The organism is Streptomyces sp. NPDC057474 (assembly GCF_042802555.1).
GTDB lineage: Bacteria > Actinomycetota > Actinomycetes > Streptomycetales > Streptomycetaceae > Streptomyces.
This window is the reverse complement of the sequence record NZ_JBHVDX010000014.1, coordinates 19,975-38,769: the sequence shown is the minus strand read 5'-3', so window position 1 is coordinate 38,769 and position 18,795 is coordinate 19,975. Positions and strand designations below refer to the sequence as shown.

Genomic DNA, 18,795 nt, shown 5'->3' with positions numbered 1-18,795 from the left:
GTACCGATGAGCACTGTTGACATCCTTTCGCCTGCAGGCGAGAAGACCGGAAGCGTCGAGCTCCCCGCGGAGATCTTCGGCGTGGAGAAGATCAGCATCCCGCTGATCCACCAGGTCGTCGTCGCGCAGAACGCGGCTGCCCGTCAGGGCACGCACAAGACCAAGCGTCGCGGTGAAGTCCGTGGTGGCGGCAGGAAGCCGTACCGCCAGAAGGGCACCGGCCGCGCCCGTCAGGGCTCGACCCGTGCGCCGCAGTTCGCCGGTGGTGGCGTCGTCCACGGCCCGCAGCCGCGTGACTACTCGCAGCGGACCCCGAAGAAGATGAAGGCCGCGGCCCTGCGCCACGCCCTCACCGACCGGGCCCGCCACAACCGCATCCACGTCGTTTCCGGCGTGATCGAGGGCGAGAACCCCTCCACCAAGGCCGCCCGGACGCTGTTCGGCAAGATCTCGGAGCGCAAGAACCTGCTCCTGGTCGTCGAGCGCGCCGACGAGGCCGCGTGGCTCTCCGCCCGCAACCTGCCCCAGGTGCACATCCTGGAGCCGGGCCAGCTGAACACGTACGACGTGATCGTCTCGGACGATGTGGTCTTCACTCAGGCCGCCCTTGAGTCCTTCGTGTCCGGCCCGAACACGGCCAACGACACCGAAGGGAGCGAGGCCTGATGGCTACGCGTCACCCGAGCATTGCCTCCAAGGCTGCGAAGGCCGCCAAGGCCGCGCGCGTCGCCAAGGCGAAGCGCCACGCGACCGAGGGCAAGAACACCGTCGTCACCGCGCCCAGCAAGGCGTTCACGGACCACCGTGACGTCCTGCTGAAGCCGGTCGTGTCGGAGAAGAGCTACGCGCTGCTCGACGAGGGCAAGTACACCTTCATCGTCGCGCCGGGCGCCAACAAGACCCAGATCAAGCAGGCCGTCCAGGCGGTCTTCTCGGTCAAGGTCACCGGGGTCAACACGATCAACCGCATCGGCAAGCGCAAGCGCACCAAGACCGGTTTCGGTCAGCGTGCCGGCTCCAAGCGCGCCATCGTGACCCTTGCCGAGGGCGACCGTATCGACATCTTCGGCGGTCCGACCGCGTAAGCGGGTCGGATCGTCCGATATCGGACGAGGACTGAGAAATGGGAATCCGCAAGTACAAGCCGACTACGCCGGGCCGTCGTGGCTCCAGCGTCGCCGACTTCGTCGAGATCACGCGGTCCACGCCGGAGAAGTCGCTGGTCCGCCCGCTGCACAGCAAGGGCGGCCGTAACAACGCCGGTCGTGTGACCGTTCGCCACCAGGGTGGCGGACACAAGCGCGCCTACCGAGTGATCGACTTCCGTCGTCACGACAAGGACGGCGTGCCGGCGAAGGTCGCGCACATCGAGTACGACCCCAACCGCACCGCGCGCATCGCGCTGCTGCACTACGCCGACGGCGAGAAGCGCTACATCCTCGCCCCGCGCAACCTGCAGCAGGGCGACCGCGTGGAGAACGGTCCCGGGGCCGACATCAAGCCGGGCAACAACCTGGCCCTCCGCAACATCCCGGTCGGTACCACGATCCACGCGATCGAGCTCCGTCCCGGTGGCGGTGCCAAGTTCGCCCGCTCCGCCGGTACCTCCGTGCAGCTGCTCGCGAAGGAGGGCTCGATGGCCCACCTCCGCATGCCGTCCGGTGAGATCCGCCTGGTCGACGCGCGCTGCCGCGCCACCGTCGGCGAGGTCGGCAACGCCGAGCAGAGCAACATCAACTGGGGCAAGGCCGGCCGCAAGCGCTGGCTGGGCGTCCGCCCGACCGTCCGCGGTGTGGCGATGAACCCGGTTGACCACCCCCACGGTGGTGGTGAGGGCAAGACCTCCGGTGGTCGCCACCCGGTCAGCCCCTGGGGTCAGAAGGAGGGTCGTACTCGCTCGCCGAAGAAGGCTTCGAGCAAGTACATCGTCCGCCGCCGCAAGACGAACAAGAAGCGCTAGGAGCGGGTTTAGATGCCGCGCAGTCTCAAGAAGGGGCCCTTCGTCGACGGACACCTCATCAAGAAGGTGGACGTACAGAACGAAGCCGGCACCAAGAACGTCATCAAGACCTGGTCCCGTCGCTCGATGATCATCCCGGCCATGCTCGGCCACACGATCGCGGTGCACAACGGCAAGACCCACATTCCGGTGTTCGTCACCGAGTCGATGGTCGGCCACAAGCTCGGCGAGTTCTCGCCGACGCGCACCTTCCGGGGTCACGTCAAGGACGACCGGAAGTCGAAGCGCCGCTAACGCGGGGTGGAATGACCATGACAGACACTGGAAGGACAACCATGGAAGCCAGGGCCCAGGCGCGGTACATCCGCGTTACGCCCATGAAGGCCCGCCGTGTGGTGGACCTCATCCGTGGCATGGATGCCACGGAGGCTCAGGCGGTCCTGCGTTTCGCCCCGCAGGCCGCGAGCGTGCCGGTCGGCAAGGTGCTGGACAGCGCCATCGCCAACGCCGCGCACAACTACGACCACACGGACGCCTCTTCGCTGGTCATCAGCGAGGCGTACGTCGACGAGGGTCCGACCCTGAAGCGGTTCCGTCCGCGCGCCCAGGGCCGGGCCTACCGGATCCGCAAGCGGACCAGCCACATCACCGTGGTCGTCAGCAGCAAGGAAGGAACCCGGTAATGGGCCAGAAGGTAAACCCGCATGGGTTCCGGCTCGGCATCACCACGGACTTCAAGTCCCGGTGGTACGCCGACAAGCTGTACAAGGACTACGTCGGTGAAGACGTCGCCATCCGTCGGATGATGACGTCCGGCATGGAGCGCGCCGGTATCTCGAAGGTGGAGATCGAGCGCACCCGTGACCGCGTCCGCGTCGACATCCACACCGCGCGTCCGGGCATCGTCATCGGCCGCCGTGGCGCCGAGGCCGACCGTATCCGCGGCGACCTGGAGAAGCTGACCAAGAAGCAGGTCCAGCTCAACATCCTCGAGGTCAAGAACCCGGAGACGGACGCTCAGCTGGTGGCCCAGGCCGTCGCCGAGCAGCTCTCCTCCCGCGTCTCCTTCCGTCGCGCCATGCGTAAGAGCATGCAGGGCACGATGAAGGCCGGCGCCAAGGGCATCAAGATCCAGTGCGGTGGCCGCCTCGGCGGCGCCGAGATGTCCCGCTCGGAGTTCTACCGCGAGGGCCGTGTGCCCCTGCACACGCTCCGCGCGAACGTGGACTACGGCTTCTTCGAGGCCAAGACGACCTTCGGCCGCATCGGTGTGAAGGTCTGGATCTACAAGGGCGACGTCAAGAACATCGCCGAGGTCCGCGCCGAGAACGCCGCTGCCCGCGCCGGCAACCGCCCGGCCCGTGGTGGCGGCGGCGCCGACCGCCCGGCCCGTGGTGGCCGTGGTGGCGAGCGTGGCGGTCGCGGTCGTAAGCCGCAGCAGGCTGCCGGCGCCGAGGCCCCCAAGGCCGAGGCCCCCGCCGCCGCCGCTCCGGCTGAGAGCACCGGAACGGAGGCCTGAGGGACATGCTGATCCCCCGTAGGGTCAAGCACCGCAAGCAGCACCACCCGAAGCGCCGCGGTCAGGCCAAGGGTGGTACGACGGTCGCGTTCGGCGAGTACGGCATTCAGGCCCTCACGCCGGCGTACGTGACCAACCGCCAGATCGAGGCGGCCCGTATTGCCATGACCCGCCACATCAAGCGTGGCGGCAAGGTCTGGATCAACATCTACCCGGACCGCCCGCTCACGAAGAAGCCTGCCGAGACCCGCATGGGTTCCGGTAAGGGTTCGCCGGAGTGGTGGATCGCGAACGTGCACCCGGGCCGGGTCATGTTCGAGCTGTCCTACCCCAACGAGAAGATCGCCCGTGAGGCCCTGACTCGCGCAGCCCACAAGCTGCCGATGAAGTGCCGGATCGTCAAGCGCGAGGCAGGTGAAGCGTGATGTCGGCCGGTACCAAGGCGTCCGAGCTGCGCGAGCTGGGTGACGAGGAGCTTCTGGCGAAGCTTCGCGAAGCCAAGGAAGAGCTGTTCAACCTCCGCTTCCAGGCGGCGACCGGACAGCTTGAGAACCATGGCCGTCTGAAGGCGGTCCGCAAGGACATCGCGCGGATCTACACCCTGATGCGCGAGCGTGAGCTGGGCATCGAAACGGTGGAGAGCGCCTGATGAGCGAGAACAACGTGACTGAGACGAACACCGAGGCGCGCGGCTTCCGCAAGACTCGTGAGGGCATCGTCGTCAGCGACAAGATGGACAAGACCGTCGTCGTCGCCGTCGAGGACCGCAAGAAGCACGCCCTGTACGGCAAGGTCATCCGTAGCACGAGCAAGCTCAAGGCGCACGACGAGCAGAACGCCGCCGGCATCGGCGACCGTGTCCTCCTCATGGAGACCCGGCCGCTGTCCGCCACGAAGCACTGGCGCGTCGTCGAGATCCTCGAGAAGGCCAAGTAGGTAATTCCCGCAAGGGAATTCCAAAAAGTACGCCTGCGGAGCAAACCCCGCAGGTCAGTTCCGCCAGGCTCGGCAGGGGTCCTCGTACTGAGGCCCCTGCCGGGAACCGGCAGACAAACAGGAGATAGACGTGATCCAGCAGGAGTCGCGACTGCGTGTCGCCGACAACACTGGTGCGAAGGAAATCCTTTGCATCCGTGTGCTCGGTGGCTCCGGTCGCCGCTACGCGGGCATCGGTGACGTCATCGTCGCCACCGTCAAGGACGCGATCCCCGGCGGCAACGTGAAGAAGGGTGACGTCATCAAGGCGGTCATCGTTCGCACCGTCAAGGAGCGCCGCCGTCCGGACGGCTCGTACATCCGCTTCGACGAGAACGCCGCTGTCATTCTCAAGAACGACGGCGACCCTCGTGGCACCCGTATCTTCGGCCCGGTGGGCCGGGAGCTGCGCGAGAAGAAGTTCATGAAGATCATCTCGCTCGCGCCGGAGGTGCTGTAAGCATGAAGATCAAGAAGGGCGACCTGGTCCAGGTCATCACCGGTAAGGACAAGGGCAAGCAGGGCAAGGTCATCACGGCCTTCCCCCGCGAGGACCGCGTCCTGGTCGAGGGTGTCAACCGGGTCAAGAAGCACACCAAGGCCGGCCCGACCGCCAAGGGTTCGCAGGCCGGTGGCATCGTCACGGTCGAGGCGCCGATCCACGTCTCCAACGTCCAGCTGGTCGTTGAGAAGGACGGCAAGAAGGTCGTCACGCGTGTCGGCTACCGCTTCGACGACGAGGGCAACAAGGTTCGCGTTGCCAAGCGGACGGGTGAGGACATCTGATGGCTACCACCACGATTCCGCGTCTCAAGACGAAGTACCGCGAGGAGATCGCGGGCAAGCTGCAGGAAGAGTTCTCCTACGAGAACGTCATGCAGACCCCCGGTCTCGTCAAGATCGTGGTCAACATGGGTGTGGGCGACGCCGCCCGCGACTCCAAGCTGATCGAGGGCGCCATCCGCGACCTCACCACGATCACCGGTCAGAAGCCGGCCGTCACCAAGGCCCGTAAGTCCATCGCGCAGTTCAAGCTGCGTGAGGGCCAGCCGATCGGTGCCCACGTCACACTCCGTGGCGACCGCATGTGGGAGTTCCTGGACCGCACCCTGTCGCTCGCGCTTCCGCGCATCCGCGACTTCCGTGGTCTGTCCCCCAAGCAGTTCGACGGCCGTGGCAACTACACCTTCGGTCTCACCGAGCAGGTCATGTTCCACGAGATCGACCAGGACAAGATCGACCGCACCCGGGGTATGGACATCACCGTGGTGACCACGGCGACCAACGACGCTGAGGGCCGCGCGCTCCTCCGTCACCTCGGCTTCCCCTTCAAGGAGGCGTGAGCGAGATGGCGAAGAAGGCTCTGATCGCGAAGGCTGCTCGCAAGCCCAAGTTCGGCGTGCGTGGTTACACGCGCTGCCAGCGCTGTGGCCGTCCCCACTCCGTGTACCGCAAGTTCGGCCTGTGCCGCGTGTGCCTTCGTGAGATGGCTCACCGTGGCGAGCTGCCGGGCGTGACCAAGAGCTCCTGGTAGTCCCTTCTTTTAGGGATTCTGGAAGCTCTCGGTAAGCACTGGGCGTGTCAGGCGCCCACCCATCCATGGCTTAGGCTTGGAGGGTTGGGCGCCTGACGGTAGCCCGTACGACTTACTACGCCGTAGGTCCCCGCACCGCACCCGTCCCGCCACCGAGTGGGGAGAGGGATGGCGCATACAGGAAACCCCGGCGAGAGAGGCCGAAGGCCAATTCATGACCATGACTGATCCGATCGCAGACATGCTTACGCGTCTGCGGAACGCGAACTCGGCATACCACGACTCCGTGTCGATGCCGGCATCGAAGATCAAGTCTCACATCGCGGAGATCCTCCAGCAGGAGGGCTTCATCACGGGCTGGAAGGTCGAGGACGCCGAGGTCGGCAAGAACCTCGTCCTCGAGCTGAAGTTCGGCCCGAACCGTGAGCGCTCCATCGCGGGCATCAAGCGGATCTCCAAGCCCGGTCTCCGGGTTTACGCGAAGTCCACCTCCCTGCCCAAGGTGCTGGGTGGCCTCGGCGTGGCGATCATCTCCACGTCGCACGGTCTCCTCACCGGACAGCAGGCCGGCAAGAAGGGCGTAGGCGGAGAAGTTCTCGCCTACGTCTGGTAGCGGAAGGGAACGGAGGAAACAGCTATGTCGCGTATTGGCAAGCTCCCCATCACGGTTCCCGCCGGCGTGGACGTCACCATCGACGGCCGTACGGTTTCGGTCAAGGGCCCCAAGGGCTCGCTGACCCACACCGTCGCTTCGCCGATCGACATCGCCAAGGGTGAGGACGGCGTTCTCAACGTCACCCGCCCCAACGACGAGCGTCAGAACAAGGCCCTGCACGGCCTGTCCCGCACGCTGGTGGCGAACATGATCACCGGCGTGACCCAGGGTTACGTGAAGAAGCTCGAGATCAGCGGTGTCGGTTACCGCGTGCAGGCCAAGGGTTCGAACCTCGAGTTCGCGCTCGGCTACAGCCACCCGATCACCGTCGAGGCGCCCGAGGGAATCACCTTCAAGGTGGAGAACCCGACCCGCTTCCAGGTCGAGGGCATCGACAAGCAGAAGGTCGGCGAGGTTGCGGCCAACATCCGCAAGCTGCGCAAGCCCGACCCGTACAAGGCCAAGGGCGTCAAGTACGAGGGCGAAGTCATCCGCCGCAAGGTCGGAAAGGCGGGTAAGTAAGCCATGGCATACGGTACGAAGATCGCTAAGGGCGACGCTTACAAGCGTGCAGCCATCAAGCGGCGCCACATCCGGATCCGTAAGAAGGTCAACGGTACGGCTGAGCGTCCCCGCCTGGTCGTGACCCGCTCGAACCGCCACATCGTGGCCCAGGTGATCGACGACCTCAAGGGTCACACCCTTGCGTCGGCGTCCACCCTGGACACGTCCATCCGTGGCGCGTCGGAGGACAAGTCGGCGCAGGCCGGCAAGGTCGGCGCCCTGGTCGCCGAGCGTGCCAAGGCCGCCGGTGTCGAGGTCGTCGTGTTCGACCGTGGTGGTAACCGGTATGCGGGTCGCATCGCGGCCCTGGCCGACGCTGCCCGCGAGGCCGGGCTCAAGTTCTGAGCTCGCTGCGTAGCTAGCGGAAAGAGAGAGGTAAATCCAATGGCTGGACCCCAGCGCCGCGGTGGCGGTGCCGGTGGCGGCGAGCGGCGGGACCGGAAGGGCCGTGACGGCGGCGCAGCTGCCGCCGAGAAGACCGCGTACGTTGAGCGCGTTGTCGCGATCAACCGCGTCGCCAAGGTTGTGAAGGGTGGTCGTCGCTTCAGCTTCACTGCGCTCGTCGTAGTGGGCGATGGTGACGGCACCGTGGGTGTCGGTTACGGCAAGGCCAAGGAGGTGCCGGCCGCCATCGCCAAGGGTGTTGAGGAGGCCAAGAAGCACTTCTTCAAGGTCCCCCGTATCCAGGGCACCATCCCGCACCCGATCACGGGCGAGAAGGCCGCGGGCGTCGTCCTGCTCAAGCCTGCTTCCCCCGGTACCGGCGTCATCGCCGGTGGCCCGGTGCGTGCCGTGCTCGAGTGCGCCGGTGTGCACGACATCCTGTCGAAGTCGCTCGGCTCGTCCAACGCGATCAACATCGTGCACGCGACCGTGGCGGCCCTGAAGGGTCTGCAGCGTCCCGAGGAGATCGCGGCCCGCCGTGGTCTGCCGCTCGAGGACGTCGCTCCCGCGGCTCTGCTGCGTGCGCGTGCCGGGGCTGGTGCTGCGTAATGGCTCAGCTCAAGATCACGCAGACGAAGTCGTACATCGGCAGCAAGCAGAACCACCGTGACACCCTGCGTTCCCTTGGTCTCAAGGGCATCAACACGCAGGTCGTCAAGGAGGACCGCCCCGAGTTCCGCGGCATGGTGCACACCGTCCGCCACCTCGTGTCGGTCGAGGAGGTCGACTGATCATGGCGGAGAACAACCCGCTCAAGATCCACAACCTCCGTCCCGCCCCGGGCGCCAAGACCGCCAAGACCCGTGTCGGTCGTGGTGAGGCGTCGAAGGGTAAGACGGCCGGTCGTGGTACCAAGGGTACGAAGGCCCGTTACCAGGTTCCGGAGCGCTTCGAGGGTGGCCAGATGCCCCTCCACATGCGTCTTCCGAAGCTCAAGGGCTTCAAGAACCCGTTCAAGGTCGAGTTCCAGGTCGTGAACCTGGACAAGCTCGCCGCCCTCTACCCCGAGGGTGGGGAGGTCACCGTTGCCGACCTGGTCGACAAGGGTGCCGTCCGCAAGAACAGCCTCGTCAAGGTCCTCGGCCAGGGCGAGATCTCCGTGGCGCTGCAGGTGACGGTCGACGCCGTCTCCGGCTCCGCCAAGGAGAAGATCACCGCCGCCGGCGGTACCGTCACCGAGCTCGTCTGAACACATCAGGTGTCTCGATGACTTGAGCGATCCCGACCGGGGATACCCCACATATGGGGTATCCCCGGTTGGTCGTTCCTAGGGAGGCAGTCCCGCCGGTAAGGTGGCCTGCACTGTCCGTTTTCACAGGGGACCCCTAACCGGGCACTCGACGCGGCAGTTAAACGTTACGTAAGACGTCCTCATCAGAATCTCAAAACCGTCACCCTTGACGCAGTAGCGCGGGGGTCGCAGGAGGCACCGTGCTCACCGCGTTCGCCCGGGCGTTCAAGACGCCCGACCTGCGCAAGAAGCTGCTCTTCACGCTCGGCATCATCGTGATCTACCGGATCGGCACGCATGTGCCGATCCCCGGTGTCGACTACACCGCCGTCCAGTTCTGCATCGACCAGGCCCAGACCAACTCGGGTCTCTTCGGTCTGGTCAACATGTTCAGTGGTGGCGCGCTGCTGCAGATCACGATCTTCGCGCTCGGCATCATGCCGTACATCACGGCGAGCATCATTCTGCAGCTGCTGACCGTGGTGATCCCGCGTCTGGAAGCCCTGAAGAAGGAGGGGCAGGCAGGCACGTCGAAGATCACGCAATACACGCGTTATCTGACGGTGGCCCTGGCCATCCTCCAGGGCACCGGCCTCGTCGCCACCGCCCGCAGCGGCTCGCTGTTCAGCGGCTGCCAGCTGGCCGGCCAGATCGTTCCCGACCGCTCGATCTACACCACCATGGTCATGGTCATCACCATGACCGCCGGTACGGCCGTCGTCATGTGGCTCGGTGAGCTGATCACCGACCGCGGCATCGGCAACGGCATGTCGATCCTGATGTTCATCTCGATCGCCGCCACCTTCCCGTCCGCGCTGTGGGCCATCAAGGAGCAGGGCGACCTGGCGGGCGGCTGGATCGAGTTCGCCATCGTGATTGCCGTCGGCCTGGTCATGGTCGCGCTCGTGGTCTTCGTCGAGCAGGCCCAGCGCCGCATCCCGGTCCAGTACGCGAAGCGCATGATCGGCCGCCGGTCCTACGGCGGCACGTCGACCTACATTCCGCTGAAGGTCAACCAGGCGGGCATCATCCCTGTGATCTTCGCCTCGTCACTGCTCTACATCCCGGCGCTCATCGTGCAGTTCTCCAACTCCACGGCGGGTTGGGCGACTTGGGTCACCAAGAATCTCGCGGACACCGCAGCGCCGGCGCACATCACGATCTACTTCTTCCTGATCATCTTCTTTGCCTTCTTCTACGTGGCCATCTCGTTCAACCCCGAGGAAGTCGCGGACAACATGAAGAAGTATGGTGGCTTCATCCCGGGAATCCGGGCTGGCCGACCGACCGCCGAGTACCTGAGCTACGTACTCAACCGGATCACCTGGCCGGGTTCGCTGTATCTGGGTCTGATCGCTCTCGTGCCGACGATGGCATTGGCCCCCCTCGGGGCAAACCAGAACTTCCCCTTCGGCGGTACCAGCATCCTGATCATCGTGGGTGTGGGTCTGGAGACGGTGAAGCAGATCGAGAGCCAGCTCCAGCAGCGCAATTACGAAGGGTTCCTCCGCTGATGCGAATCGTCCTCGTCGGGCCGCCGGGCGCCGGTAAGGGAACGCAGGCCGCGTTCCTCGCCCAGAACCTGTCGATCCCGCACATCTCCACGGGCGACCTGTTCCGGGCCAACATCAGCAAGCAGACGGAGCTGGGCAAACTCGCGAAGTCCTACATGGACAAGGGCGAGCTGGTGCCGGACGAGGTCACCATCGCGATGGCCAAGGACCGCATGGAGCAGCCGGACGCCGAGCACGGCTTCCTGCTCGACGGCTTCCCGCGCAACGTCTCGCAGGCCGAGGCGCTGGACGTGACGCTCCAGGACGAGTCCATGAACCTGGACGCGGTGCTGGACCTGGAGGTCCCCGAGGAGGAGGTCGTCAAGCGGATCGCCGGCCGGCGCATCTGCCGGAACGACTCCGCCCACGTCTTCCACGTCACGTACAAGAAGCCGAAGCAGGAGGGCGTCTGCGACGCCTGCGGCGGCGAGCTGTACCAGCGCGACGACGACTCCGAGGAGACCGTCCGCAAGCGTCTGGAGGTCTACCACACCCAGACCGAGCCGATCATCGACTACTACAAGGCCCAGGGCCTCGTGGTGACGATCTCGGCCCTCGGCCCGGTGGAGGAAGTCACCCAGCGCGCCATGGAGGCGCTCAAGCGCGAGGACGACGACAAGTAGGTCGTCGGTCAGTACGCAGGCCGCGGTGTCCGTAAGGGGCGCCGCGGCTGCTTTTTGCGGCTAGGGCCTGTCCGCCGCCGCTCTCGCGGACATGGTGATTCGCCGTTGTGATTGCTCAATTGATGGGTGCGGCACACTTGACCCCAGACGTGCTTACCGGAAGTGGAGAGGCGAGAGCCTGATGGTGCAGATCAAGAGCCCCGAGCAGATCGCCAAGATGCGCGAGGCGGGGCTGGTCGTCGCCGCCATTCACGCGGCCACTCGGGAGGCCGCCGTGCCGGGCGCCTCCACGAAGGACCTCGACGAGGTGGCCCGCAAGGTGCTCGCGGAGAACGGGGCCAAGTCGAACTTCCTCGGGTACGGCGGCTTCCCGGCGACCATCTGCACATCGGTGAACGAGGTCGTGGTCCACGGCATCCCGAGTGACGAGGTCGTCCTGAAGGACGGCGACATCATCTCCATCGACTGCGGCGCGATCGTCGACGGCTGGCACGGCGACGCGGCGTACACCGCGTTCGTGGGCTCCGGCCACGCTCCGGAGCTGATCGAGCTGTCGCGGGTGACCGAGGAGTCCATGTGGGCCGGGATCGCCGCGATGAAGGTGGGGAACCGGCTCGTGGACGTCTCCCGGGCCATCGAGACGTACATCCGCCGGCAGCCGAAGCCGGGTGGGGGTAAGTACGGGATCGTCGAGGACTACGGCGGCCATGGCATCGGGACGGAGATGCACATGGACCCGCATCTGCTGAACTACGTCGAGCGGCGTCGGGGGAAGGGGCCGAAGCTGGTCCCCGGGTTCTGTCTCGCGATCGAGCCGATGGTGTCCTTGGGTACGCCGAAGACCGAGGTTCTCGCGGACGACTGGACCGTGGTGAGCACGGACGGGACGTGGTCCTCGCACTGGGAGCACTCGGTGGCGTTGACGGAGGCCGGGCCGCTGGTGCTGACCTCGCCCGATGGGGGCCGGGCGAAGCTCGCGGAGTTCGGGATCACTGCGGCTCCTGATCCGGTCGGCTGAGTTCTCGTCGTCGGGTGCGGGTGCGGGTGCGGGTGGGGCGTGGTTGCTCGCGCAGTTCCCCGCGCCCCTGAAGGGGCGCTCCTGCCGGGCGGCATAAGGATCTTCCACCCTGGGCATCCTTACCCGAATTCGTGTTTCTGGAGGCCCTGACGTAGACTGACTCGTCGGCTCTCGTGTTTCCGTGTGTCTTCATTCGGTTACGCCGAGTCGATCAAGGTAGTCGATTCGAAGGGCGAAGCGTGGCCAAGAAGCAAGGTGCCATCGAGATCGAGGGCACTGTCGTCGAGTCTCTTCCGAACGCCATGTTCAAGGTCGAGCTCCAGAACGGCCACCAGGTCCTGGCACACATCAGCGGCAAGATGCGTATGCACTACATCCGTATCCTCCCTGACGACCGGGTCGTGGTGGAGTTGTCTCCGTACGACCTGACGCGTGGCCGGATCGTCTACCGCTACAAGTAGATCTTGCCCCCGCTCTCCGTGCCCCGGTTCCGGGATACGGGTGGTGGCACTGACCCGGAGAACCTCACCCCATGAAGGTCAAGCCGAGCGTCAAGAAGATTTGCGACAAGTGCAGGGTGATCCGCCGTCACGGTCGGGTCATGGTCATCTGCGAGAACCCGCGCCACAAGCAGCGCCAGGGCTGACGCACGTTCGACCACTCCCTCTGCATCGACATCGCAGAGATTCGCGCGACGCGAGCTGAATTGTTCATACGCAGGATCCAGGCGCGCACTGTGCCTGACACCCCCGGCTCGGAGGCCGGGGACCCGGGTCGTACCTACTCTTCGAAACGGAAGAGGCCGGCGGCCGGGATCCGGTTCTGCGGAAGACCTCCGACAATCACCAGGAGCCATTGAATGGCACGCGTTTCCGGTGTTGACATCCCGCGCGACAAGCGCGTGGAGGTCGCCCTCACCTACGTGTTCGGCATCGGCCGGACTCTCTCCCAGGAGACGCTGGCAGCGACCGGCGTCAACCCCGACACCCGCGTTCGCGACCTCTCCGAGGAGCAGCTCGTCGCGATCCGCGAGTACGTGGACAGCAACATCAAGACCGAGGGTGACCTCCGTCGCGAGGTACAGGCCGACATCCGCCGCAAGGTGGAGATCGGCTGCTACCAGGGTCTCCGTCACCGTCGTGGTCTGCCCGTCCGCGGTCAGCGCACCAGCACGAACGCCCGTACCCGCAAGGGCCCGCGTCGCGCCATCGCCGGTAAGAAGAAGCCGGGCAAGAAGTAGTCCGCAGCGGACTCGCCGTCCAGCGGTCTTCGCTGTAGGACCGACCACCTCCCGTAGGAGTTATAGATGCCCCCCAAGGGTCGTCAGGGCGCTGCCAAGAAGGTGCGCCGCAAGGAAAAGAAGAACGTCGCTCACGGCCACGCGCACATCAAGAGCACGTTCAACAACACGATCGTCTCGATCACGGACCCCTCGGGCAACGTGATCTCCTGGGCCTCCGCCGGCCACGTCGGCTTCAAGGGCTCCCGGAAGTCCACGCCGTTCGCCGCGCAGATGGCCGCCGAGTCGGCCGCCCGTCGCGCGCAGGAGCACGGCATGCGCAAGGTCGACGTGTTCGTCAAGGGCCCGGGTTCGGGTCGTGAGACGGCCATCCGTTCGCTGCAGGCGACCGGTCTCGAGGTCGGCTCCATCCAGGACGTCACGCCCACCCCGCACAACGGCTGCCGTCCGCCCAAGCGCCGCCGCGTCTGACCCTTCGGGTCGGATGTACGGCTGCTTGGTCTGAGGTTTTCGGGCGGTATGGCTCTTCGGGGCCATACCGCCCGTACCCTTGTAGTACTCAAGGGCATCAAATAGTGGGTGCCCATGACTGAAGGATTCACTTCATGCTGATCGCTCAGCGTCCCTCGTTGACCGAAGAGGTCGTCGACGAGTTCCGCTCCCGGTTCGTGATCGAGCCGCTGGAGCCGGGCTTCGGTTACACCCTCGGCAACAGCCTCCGCCGTACGCTCCTGTCGTCGATCCCGGGTGCGGCGGTCACGTCCATCCGTATCGACGGTGTCCTGCACGAGTTCACCACCGTGCCGGGCGTCAAGGAGGACGTCACCGACCTGATCCTCAACATCAAGCAGCTGGTCGTCTCCTCGGAGCACGACGAGCCGGTCGTGATGTACCTGCGCAAGCAGGGCCCGGGTCTGGTCACCGCCGCCGACATCGCGCCCCCGGCCGGTGTCGAGGTGCACAACCCCGACCTCGTCCTCGCCACCCTCAACGGCAAGGGCAAGCTGGAGATGGAGCTGACGGTCGAGCGCGGCCGCGGTTACGTCTCCGCCGTGCAGAACAAGCAGGTGGGCCAGGAGATCGGCCGTATCCCGGTCGACTCCATCTACTCGCCGGTTCTCAAGGTCACGTACAAGGTCGAGGCGACCCGTGTCGAGCAGCGCACCGACTTCGACAAGCTGATCGTCGACGTCGAGACCAAGCAGGCGATGCGTCCGCGTGACGCCATGGCCTCCGCCGGTAAGACGCTGGTCGAGCTGTTCGGGCTCGCCCGTGAGCTCAACATCGACGCCGAGGGCATCGACATGGGTCCGTCCCCGACGGACGCCGCGCTCGCCGCCGATCTGGCGCTGCCGATCGAGGAGCTGGAGCTCACCGTTCGGTCGTACAACTGCCTCAAGCGCGAGGGCATCCACTCCGTGGGTGAGCTCGTGGCTCGTTCCGAGGCCGACCTGCTCGACATTCGTAACTTCGGTGCGAAGTCGATCGACGAGGTCAAGGCGAAGCTGGCCGGTATGGGCCTGGCCCTGAAGGACAGCCCGCCCGGATTCGACCCGACCGCCGCCGCTGACGCCTTTGGCGCGGATGACGACGCGGATGCCGGGTTCGTGGAGACCGAGCAGTACTGAGAGCTCGGGACCGACCGTACGTTCTTGGGTGCGGGTGCGCTGCGGCTTGTCGCGCAGTTCCCCGCGCCCCTTCCGGACGAAGCCCCTTCGGGGCTGTCGTCCGGATCTCCGACTAGCACCCGCTTGCTCGGATACTGACCTCGGTACCTGATACGGCCGGGGCAGACACCTAGGAGAAACACCATGCCGAAGCCCACCAAGGGTGCCCGTCTGGGCGGCAGTGCCGCGCACGAGAAGCTGCTGCTCGCGAACCTCGCGAAGAGCCTCTTCGAGCACGGTCGCATCACCACCACCGAGGCGAAGGCCCGCCGTCTGCGGCCGTACGCCGAGCGTCTGGTCACCAAGGCGAAGAAGGGCGACCTTCACAACCGCCGCCAGGTGCTCCAGGTCATCACGGACAAGAGCATCGTGCACACGCTCTTCACCGAGATCGGCCCGCGGTACGAGAACCGTCCGGGTGGCTACACCCGTATCACCAAGATCGGTAACCGCCGTGGCGACAACGCGCCCATGGCTGTCATCGAGCTGGTCGAGGCGCTGACGGTCGCGCAGCAGGCCACCGGTGAGGCCGAGGCTGCCACCCAGCGTGCCGCCAAGGACGCGGAGGTCACCGAGGCTGCTGAGGCCAAGGTCGACACCACCAAGGCTGACGACGCTGCCGATGAGGCCGCCGAGGAGTCCAAGGACGCGTAGCGCTCCGCGGGGAATGCGATTTCGGCTGCGGTTCGTCGTGGTTGTTCGCGCAGTACCCCGCGCCCCTTACGGGGCGCGCTTGAGCGGGCCCGTTCCCATGAGGAGCGGGCCCGCTTTTCCGTACCTGAGAGGATCTTCGTGTGAGTGATGAAGCAGCGCCCGGCCATGTCCGTATCCGGCTGGACCTGTCGTACGACGGGAGTGCGTTCTCCGGGTGGGCCAAGCAGGCCCGGGGGCAGCGGACGGTGCAGGGGGAGATCGAGGACGCTCTGCGGACCGTGACGCGGGCCAAGGAGACGTACGAGCTGACCGTGGCCGGGCGGACGGACGCGGGGGTGCACGCACGGGGGCAGGTGGCCCATGTGGATCTGCCCGACGGGCTCTGGGAGGAGCATCGCGAGAAGCTGCTCAAGCGGCTCGCTGGGCGGTTGTCGCGGGACGTACGGGTCTGGGCCCTCACCGAGGCTCCCGAGGGCTTCAACGCCCGGTTCTCGGCCGTCTGGCGCCGGTACGCGTATCGCGTCACCGACAATCCCGGCGGCGTCGATCCGTTGCTTCGCGATCACGTGCTGTGGCACGACTGGCCGCTGGACGTGAACGCCATGAACGAGGCGGCCCGAAGCTTGCTGGGGGAGCACGACTTCGCGGCCTACTGCAAGCGGCGGGAGGGGGCGACCACCATTCGTACGTTGCAGGAGCTGAGCCTCGTGCGGGGCGATGACGGGATCATCACCGCCACCGTGCGCGCCGACGCCTTCTGCCACAACATGGTGCGGTCGCTGATCGGGGCGCTGCTGTTCGTGGGGGACGGGCACCGGGGGGCCGAGTGGCCCGGGAAGGTGCTGGCCGCCGGTGTACGGGACTCCGCCGTGCATGTCGTACGGCCGCACGGGCTGACCCTGGAGGAGGTCGGGTACCCGGCGGACGAGCTGCTGGCCGCGCGGAACAAGGAGGCGCGGAACCGGCGGAGTCTGCCGGGGGCACCCGGGGCCGGCTGCTGCTGACCCCGGGCGGCCGGATACGGCTTACTGCGCGTTGGCCGCGGCGGCCGCCTGGGTCTCGCCCCGGCGGCGGATCTGGTCGAAGGTGGACTTGCTGAGGTCGTCGCCGGCGGCGAAGGCGGCCTTGTCCTTCTCCGTCACGTCCGTGCCGTTGGTGAAGCCGGCGAGGGTGAAGTAGGCGTAGCGGCCGTAGGAGTTGGCGGTCGTACGGCAGACCGTCGTACGGCAGAAGGCGGGGACGCCCTCACCGGAGAGGGAGACGATGGTGCTCTTCTTGTCCCAGTCCGCCTTGACCTTGGTGGCCTTGGCCTCGGTGTCGAACAGGGCGACGCCGACCGTGACCGCGACCTTGTCCCGGTAGTAGGTCACGCGCATGAAGCGGGTGCAGTCGTTGCTGGTCAGAAGCTTGTCGAGGGTGCCCTCGACGGCCGAGGCGCAGTCTGTCGTCGAGGCCGTGGCACCCTTTTTGTAGACGTCGTTGTCGCGCTTGGTCAGCTGGGAGCCCGGGAAGAGGATGTCCGGGCTGATCGGCGCCTTGTCCTTGCCCGAGCTGGAGATGAAGTCCTTCGGGTCCAGTGGCGGCGGGGCCGAGGTCGGTGCGAACGACGGGTCCGTCTTGGCGCTGGCGCTCGGGATGTCCGCCGTGGCCGGGATGTCGTTCGGGCCGTTCGCCGTGGTGTTGCCCCTGTCGGCGTCGACGACGGCGACGGCCACGGCGACGCCTATGCCGACCGTGGCGAGGGCGCCGCCGACGATCAACAGGAGTCTGCGGCGTCTGTTGCGTATTTCGGACTGTTCGGCGAGTGACGCCCAGTCCGGGGTCTGGTTACTGGTGGAATTCCACTGATTGTCCCACGGATTGTGGGAACCCCCGGGGCTCCACTGAGACCCCCCCTGCCCAAAGCTCATGGGCCGCAGTTTAGACGGGCGAGGGGAGGCCTTCTTCAGTTATGGGTTACGCCGGTTAACGGGTTACGCCTTGTCCTTCCAGCTGGCGACGAGCTTGCGCGTGCTGTGGTCGCTCATCTTCGTGTAGGAGAAGACGTTGATCTCGAGCTTGTGCCCGTTCGTGAACTTCATGTTGCAGGTCTTGCTCTTGCCCTTGCCCTTGACGTTGCACCAGTCCATGGTCGGGTTCTTCGCGGACAGGTCGTAGACCGAGACGTAGAGACCGGTCTTGCCCGCCTTGGTGTCCCAGACCTTGAGGATCTCGCCCTTGGACGTGAACTTCACCTGGCCGCCCGGGACCGAGTAGTAGGTCGACGCGGACGCCGTCCCGGCGGTGCCCAGCGTCAGCGCGACACCGGCCGCCACGATCGAGGCGACAACACTCTTGCGAAACTTCATACGTGGACCCCGTTTTGTACAGTTTGCGTGTCTGATCACGTGCCTCGCGGCGCGTGAGGCCGGATCGTATCGAACCCGTGGGCGAAGTGGATCAACGGGCCTCACGGACCCCGGCCGGGGGCCGTTTTGACCCGCCCGGGGGCGCCCGGCTAAGCTGCGTGTTCGTTATGTGTATTGGCTTGCTCATTCTCACGTGAGGGGCCCTTACACCGGTCCACCGGGCCGATGACCAGCGAGCCAGCACGCGGTATGCGTCACCGCTGTGCGGCAAGGGCTGTCGTGATCGTCTTCGGTGACCTGTCAGGAACCTCACTGAAGAAGCGAAGGCTACGAACCGTGCGTACGTACAGCCCCAAGCCCGGCGACATCACTCGCCAGTGGCACGTCATCGACGCCCAGGACATCGTCCTGGGTCGTCTGGCGACCACCGCTGCCACCCTTCTGCGCGGCAAGCACAAGCCGATCTACGCCCCCCACGTCGACGCTGGTGACTTCGTCATCATCATCAACGCGGACAAGGTGCACCTGTCCGGCAACAAGCGGACCCAGAAGATGGCCTACCGCCACTCCGGCTACCCGGGTGGTCTGCGCTCCGTCCGTTACGACGAGCTGCTGGAGAAGAACCCCGAGAAGGCCGTCGAGAAGGCCGTCAAGGGCATGCTCCCCAAGAACACTCTCGGCCGCCAGATGCTCTCCAAGCTGAAGGTCTACTCGGGCGACCAGCACCCGCACGCTGCCCAGCAGCCGGTGCCGTTCGAGATCACCCAGGTCGCGCAGTAAGTCCGGCCACACCCCCAAGCCTGAAGAAAT

General features: G+C 66.0%; 32 protein-coding genes. 30 read left to right on the top strand and 2 right to left on the bottom strand.

All coding sequences use genetic code 11. The features are described from left to right. Positions 1-6: 6 nt before the first annotated feature. The 29 genes from rplD to truA all read left to right on the top strand — a co-directional run bounded on the left by rplD (position 7) and on the right by truA (position 16,641). The gene (gene rplD, locus ACFU53_RS06180; RefSeq protein WP_383986518.1) at positions 7-666 is read left to right on the top strand and encodes a 50S ribosomal protein L4; all 660 of its coding nucleotides are present in this window, start codon (positions 7-9) and stop codon (positions 664-666) included. Then, the gene (gene rplW / locus ACFU53_RS06175; protein ID WP_371577705.1) at positions 666-1,085 is read left to right on the top strand and encodes a 50S ribosomal protein L23; all 420 of its coding nucleotides are present in this window, start codon (positions 666-668) and stop codon (positions 1,083-1,085) included. Before rplD ends, rplW begins: the two co-directional genes overlap by 1 nt. Before the next feature lie 38 nt (positions 1,086-1,123). Further along, a complete protein-coding gene (gene rplB, locus ACFU53_RS06170) occupies positions 1,124-1,960 on the top strand; it encodes a 50S ribosomal protein L2 (RefSeq protein WP_037694116.1) in 837 nt (278 codons plus the stop codon). Between the two features lie 12 nt (positions 1,961-1,972). Continuing rightward, entirely contained in the window at positions 1,973-2,254 is a 282-nt protein-coding gene (rpsS, locus tag ACFU53_RS06165) for a 30S ribosomal protein S19 (protein WP_013001415.1), read from the top strand. 41 nt (positions 2,255-2,295) lie between these two features. Continuing rightward, complete coding sequence (gene rplV, locus ACFU53_RS06160) at positions 2,296-2,643, top strand: 50S ribosomal protein L22 (protein WP_004571827.1); 348 nt, start codon at positions 2,296-2,298, stop codon at positions 2,641-2,643. Beyond that, positions 2,643-3,479, top strand: coding sequence for a 30S ribosomal protein S3 (rpsC, locus tag ACFU53_RS06155; protein ID WP_046704426.1), 837 nt, complete (start codon positions 2,643-2,645; stop codon positions 3,477-3,479). Before rplV ends, rpsC begins: the two co-directional genes overlap by 1 nt. Positions 3,480-3,484: 5 nt before the next feature. Beyond that, a complete protein-coding gene (gene rplP, locus ACFU53_RS06150) occupies positions 3,485-3,904 on the top strand; it encodes a 50S ribosomal protein L16 (protein ID WP_004927269.1) in 420 nt (139 codons plus the stop codon). Further along, entirely contained in the window at positions 3,904-4,128 is a 225-nt protein-coding gene (gene rpmC / locus ACFU53_RS06145; protein ID WP_003998824.1) for a 50S ribosomal protein L29, read from the top strand. Before rplP ends, rpmC begins: the two co-directional genes overlap by 1 nt. Continuing rightward, a complete protein-coding gene (gene rpsQ, locus ACFU53_RS06140; RefSeq protein WP_037694127.1) occupies positions 4,128-4,415 on the top strand; it encodes a 30S ribosomal protein S17 in 288 nt (95 codons plus the stop codon). The genes rpmC and rpsQ overlap by 1 nt, the downstream gene beginning before the upstream one ends. A gap of 130 nt (positions 4,416-4,545) precedes the next feature. After that, a complete protein-coding gene (gene rplN / locus ACFU53_RS06135; protein WP_003992364.1) occupies positions 4,546-4,914 on the top strand; it encodes a 50S ribosomal protein L14 in 369 nt (122 codons plus the stop codon). Positions 4,915-4,916: 2 nt separating this feature from the next. Beyond that, entirely contained in the window at positions 4,917-5,240 is a 324-nt protein-coding gene (rplX, locus tag ACFU53_RS06130) for a 50S ribosomal protein L24 (protein ID WP_037694132.1), read from the top strand. Next, entirely contained in the window at positions 5,240-5,797 is a 558-nt protein-coding gene (rplE, locus tag ACFU53_RS06125) for a 50S ribosomal protein L5 (RefSeq protein WP_383986514.1), read from the top strand. The genes rplX and rplE overlap by 1 nt, the downstream gene beginning before the upstream one ends. Before the next feature lie 5 nt (positions 5,798-5,802). Further along, a complete protein-coding gene (locus ACFU53_RS06120) occupies positions 5,803-5,988 on the top strand; it encodes a type Z 30S ribosomal protein S14 (RefSeq protein WP_003948630.1) in 186 nt (61 codons plus the stop codon). 214 nt (positions 5,989-6,202) lie between these two features. Beyond that, positions 6,203-6,601, top strand: coding sequence for a 30S ribosomal protein S8 (rpsH, locus tag ACFU53_RS06115; RefSeq protein ID WP_046704424.1), 399 nt, complete (start codon positions 6,203-6,205; stop codon positions 6,599-6,601). 24 nt (positions 6,602-6,625) lie between these two features. Continuing rightward, positions 6,626-7,165 (top strand): 50S ribosomal protein L6, encoded by a 540-nt coding sequence (rplF, locus tag ACFU53_RS06110; RefSeq protein ID WP_383986512.1) that lies wholly within the window; start codon positions 6,626-6,628, stop codon positions 7,163-7,165. 3 nt (positions 7,166-7,168) lie between these two features. After that, positions 7,169-7,552, top strand: coding sequence for a 50S ribosomal protein L18 (gene rplR, locus ACFU53_RS06105; RefSeq protein ID WP_383986510.1), 384 nt, complete (start codon positions 7,169-7,171; stop codon positions 7,550-7,552). Positions 7,553-7,591: 39 nt separating this feature from the next. Then, the gene (rpsE, locus tag ACFU53_RS06100) at positions 7,592-8,200 is read left to right on the top strand and encodes a 30S ribosomal protein S5 (protein ID WP_007384078.1); all 609 of its coding nucleotides are present in this window, start codon (positions 7,592-7,594) and stop codon (positions 8,198-8,200) included. After that, positions 8,200-8,382, top strand: a complete 183-nt coding sequence (rpmD, locus tag ACFU53_RS06095) for a 50S ribosomal protein L30 (protein WP_045559458.1) — start codon at positions 8,200-8,202, stop codon at positions 8,380-8,382. The genes rpsE and rpmD overlap by 1 nt, the downstream gene beginning before the upstream one ends. 2 nt (positions 8,383-8,384) lie before the next feature. Beyond that, on the top strand, positions 8,385-8,840 hold the full coding sequence (rplO, locus tag ACFU53_RS06090) for a 50S ribosomal protein L15 (RefSeq protein WP_383986508.1): 456 nt from the start codon (positions 8,385-8,387) through the stop codon (positions 8,838-8,840). Between the two features lie 242 nt (positions 8,841-9,082). After that, positions 9,083-10,396: a preprotein translocase subunit SecY gene (gene secY / locus ACFU53_RS06085; RefSeq protein WP_383986506.1), complete on the top strand. Its 1,314-nt coding sequence runs from the start codon at positions 9,083-9,085 to the stop codon at positions 10,394-10,396. Continuing rightward, positions 10,396-11,058 (top strand): adenylate kinase, encoded by a 663-nt coding sequence (locus ACFU53_RS06080; protein ID WP_383986504.1) that lies wholly within the window; start codon positions 10,396-10,398, stop codon positions 11,056-11,058. Before secY ends, ACFU53_RS06080 begins: the two co-directional genes overlap by 1 nt. Positions 11,059-11,239: 181 nt before the next feature. Further along, complete coding sequence (gene map / locus ACFU53_RS06075) at positions 11,240-12,076, top strand: type I methionyl aminopeptidase (protein ID WP_383986502.1); 837 nt, start codon at positions 11,240-11,242, stop codon at positions 12,074-12,076. A 239-nt stretch (positions 12,077-12,315) separates the two neighbouring features. Next, positions 12,316-12,537 carry a translation initiation factor IF-1 gene (gene infA / locus ACFU53_RS06070; protein WP_003948620.1) on the top strand — a complete coding sequence of 74 codons (222 nt, stop codon included), beginning with the start codon at positions 12,316-12,318 and terminating at the stop codon, positions 12,535-12,537. Positions 12,538-12,608: 71 nt separating this feature from the next. After that, entirely contained in the window at positions 12,609-12,722 is a 114-nt protein-coding gene (gene rpmJ / locus ACFU53_RS06065) for a 50S ribosomal protein L36 (protein WP_003998809.1), read from the top strand. 213 nt (positions 12,723-12,935) lie between these two features. Further along, positions 12,936-13,316: a 30S ribosomal protein S13 gene (gene rpsM, locus ACFU53_RS06060; protein ID WP_060890912.1), complete on the top strand. Its 381-nt coding sequence runs from the start codon at positions 12,936-12,938 to the stop codon at positions 13,314-13,316. Positions 13,317-13,382: 66 nt separating this feature from the next. Further along, positions 13,383-13,787, top strand: a complete 405-nt coding sequence (rpsK, locus tag ACFU53_RS06055) for a 30S ribosomal protein S11 (RefSeq protein WP_003956432.1) — start codon at positions 13,383-13,385, stop codon at positions 13,785-13,787. A 134-nt stretch (positions 13,788-13,921) separates the two neighbouring features. Then, positions 13,922-14,944 carry a DNA-directed RNA polymerase subunit alpha gene (locus ACFU53_RS06050; RefSeq protein WP_003966937.1) on the top strand — a complete coding sequence of 341 codons (1,023 nt, stop codon included), beginning with the start codon at positions 13,922-13,924 and terminating at the stop codon, positions 14,942-14,944. A 183-nt stretch (positions 14,945-15,127) separates the two neighbouring features. Beyond that, positions 15,128-15,637: a 50S ribosomal protein L17 gene (rplQ, locus tag ACFU53_RS06045; RefSeq protein ID WP_383986500.1), complete on the top strand. Its 510-nt coding sequence runs from the start codon at positions 15,128-15,130 to the stop codon at positions 15,635-15,637. Between the two features lie 140 nt (positions 15,638-15,777). Then, positions 15,778-16,641, top strand: coding sequence for a tRNA pseudouridine(38-40) synthase TruA (gene truA / locus ACFU53_RS06040; protein WP_383986498.1), 864 nt, complete (start codon positions 15,778-15,780; stop codon positions 16,639-16,641). Positions 16,642-16,662: 21 nt separating this feature from the next. Here the strand turns inward: truA and ACFU53_RS06035 are convergent, their stop codons facing one another. Both ACFU53_RS06035 and ACFU53_RS06030 read right to left on the bottom strand, forming a co-directional pair. Further along, positions 16,663-17,547, bottom strand: coding sequence for a hypothetical protein (locus ACFU53_RS06035; protein ID WP_383986496.1), 885 nt, complete (start codon positions 17,545-17,547; stop codon positions 16,663-16,665). A 63-nt stretch (positions 17,548-17,610) separates the two neighbouring features. Further along, the gene (locus ACFU53_RS06030; RefSeq protein WP_383986494.1) at positions 17,611-17,985 is read right to left on the bottom strand and encodes a hypothetical protein; all 375 of its coding nucleotides are present in this window, start codon (positions 17,983-17,985) and stop codon (positions 17,611-17,613) included. Between the two features lie 336 nt (positions 17,986-18,321). On the opposite strand from ACFU53_RS06030, the gene rplM reads away from it, so the two are divergent. Further along, positions 18,322-18,765 (top strand): 50S ribosomal protein L13, encoded by a 444-nt coding sequence (gene rplM, locus ACFU53_RS06025; protein WP_257566581.1) that lies wholly within the window; start codon positions 18,322-18,324, stop codon positions 18,763-18,765. Positions 18,766-18,795: the final 30 nt, after the last annotated feature.

What these genes read in the sequence shown, in the direction of transcription:
- ACFU53_RS06035 (WP_383986496.1), bottom strand. Translation starts at nt 17,547, where the DNA reads ATGAGCTTTGGGCAGGGGGGGTCTCAGTGGAGCCCCGGGGGTTCCCAC.
- rpmD (WP_045559458.1), top strand. Translation starts at nt 8,200, where the DNA reads ATGGCTCAGCTCAAGATCACGCAGACGAAGTCGTACATCGGCAGCAAG.
- ACFU53_RS06050 (WP_003966937.1), top strand. Translation starts at nt 13,922, where the DNA reads ATGCTGATCGCTCAGCGTCCCTCGTTGACCGAAGAGGTCGTCGACGAG.
- rpmC (WP_003998824.1), top strand. Translation starts at nt 3,904, where the DNA reads ATGTCGGCCGGTACCAAGGCGTCCGAGCTGCGCGAGCTGGGTGACGAG.
- rplV (WP_004571827.1), top strand. Translation starts at nt 2,296, where the DNA reads ATGGAAGCCAGGGCCCAGGCGCGGTACATCCGCGTTACGCCCATGAAG.
- rpsS (WP_013001415.1), top strand. Translation starts at nt 1,973, where the DNA reads ATGCCGCGCAGTCTCAAGAAGGGGCCCTTCGTCGACGGACACCTCATC.
- rplD (WP_383986518.1), top strand. Translation starts at nt 7, where the DNA reads ATGAGCACTGTTGACATCCTTTCGCCTGCAGGCGAGAAGACCGGAAGC.
- ACFU53_RS06080 (WP_383986504.1), top strand. Translation starts at nt 10,396, where the DNA reads ATGCGAATCGTCCTCGTCGGGCCGCCGGGCGCCGGTAAGGGAACGCAG.
- rplE (WP_383986514.1), top strand. Translation starts at nt 5,240, where the DNA reads ATGGCTACCACCACGATTCCGCGTCTCAAGACGAAGTACCGCGAGGAG.
- rplB (WP_037694116.1), top strand. Translation starts at nt 1,124, where the DNA reads ATGGGAATCCGCAAGTACAAGCCGACTACGCCGGGCCGTCGTGGCTCC.
- rplO (WP_383986508.1), top strand. Translation starts at nt 8,385, where the DNA reads ATGGCGGAGAACAACCCGCTCAAGATCCACAACCTCCGTCCCGCCCCG.
- rplR (WP_383986510.1), top strand. Translation starts at nt 7,169, where the DNA reads ATGGCATACGGTACGAAGATCGCTAAGGGCGACGCTTACAAGCGTGCA.
- map (WP_383986502.1), top strand. Translation starts at nt 11,240, where the DNA reads ATGGTGCAGATCAAGAGCCCCGAGCAGATCGCCAAGATGCGCGAGGCG.
- rpmJ (WP_003998809.1), top strand. Translation starts at nt 12,609, where the DNA reads ATGAAGGTCAAGCCGAGCGTCAAGAAGATTTGCGACAAGTGCAGGGTG.
- rpsK (WP_003956432.1), top strand. Translation starts at nt 13,383, where the DNA reads ATGCCCCCCAAGGGTCGTCAGGGCGCTGCCAAGAAGGTGCGCCGCAAG.
- rpsM (WP_060890912.1), top strand. Translation starts at nt 12,936, where the DNA reads ATGGCACGCGTTTCCGGTGTTGACATCCCGCGCGACAAGCGCGTGGAG.
- rplQ (WP_383986500.1), top strand. Translation starts at nt 15,128, where the DNA reads ATGCCGAAGCCCACCAAGGGTGCCCGTCTGGGCGGCAGTGCCGCGCAC.
- rplW (WP_371577705.1), top strand. Translation starts at nt 666, where the DNA reads ATGGCTACGCGTCACCCGAGCATTGCCTCCAAGGCTGCGAAGGCCGCC.
- rpsE (WP_007384078.1), top strand. Translation starts at nt 7,592, where the DNA reads ATGGCTGGACCCCAGCGCCGCGGTGGCGGTGCCGGTGGCGGCGAGCGG.
- rpsQ (WP_037694127.1), top strand. Translation starts at nt 4,128, where the DNA reads ATGAGCGAGAACAACGTGACTGAGACGAACACCGAGGCGCGCGGCTTC.
- rpsH (WP_046704424.1), top strand. Translation starts at nt 6,203, where the DNA reads ATGACCATGACTGATCCGATCGCAGACATGCTTACGCGTCTGCGGAAC.
- rpsC (WP_046704426.1), top strand. Translation starts at nt 2,643, where the DNA reads ATGGGCCAGAAGGTAAACCCGCATGGGTTCCGGCTCGGCATCACCACG.
- rplP (WP_004927269.1), top strand. Translation starts at nt 3,485, where the DNA reads ATGCTGATCCCCCGTAGGGTCAAGCACCGCAAGCAGCACCACCCGAAG.
- ACFU53_RS06030 (WP_383986494.1), bottom strand. Translation starts at nt 17,985, where the DNA reads ATGAAGTTTCGCAAGAGTGTTGTCGCCTCGATCGTGGCGGCCGGTGTC.
- rplF (WP_383986512.1), top strand. Translation starts at nt 6,626, where the DNA reads ATGTCGCGTATTGGCAAGCTCCCCATCACGGTTCCCGCCGGCGTGGAC.
- rplX (WP_037694132.1), top strand. Translation starts at nt 4,917, where the DNA reads ATGAAGATCAAGAAGGGCGACCTGGTCCAGGTCATCACCGGTAAGGAC.
- ACFU53_RS06120 (WP_003948630.1), top strand. Translation starts at nt 5,803, where the DNA reads ATGGCGAAGAAGGCTCTGATCGCGAAGGCTGCTCGCAAGCCCAAGTTC.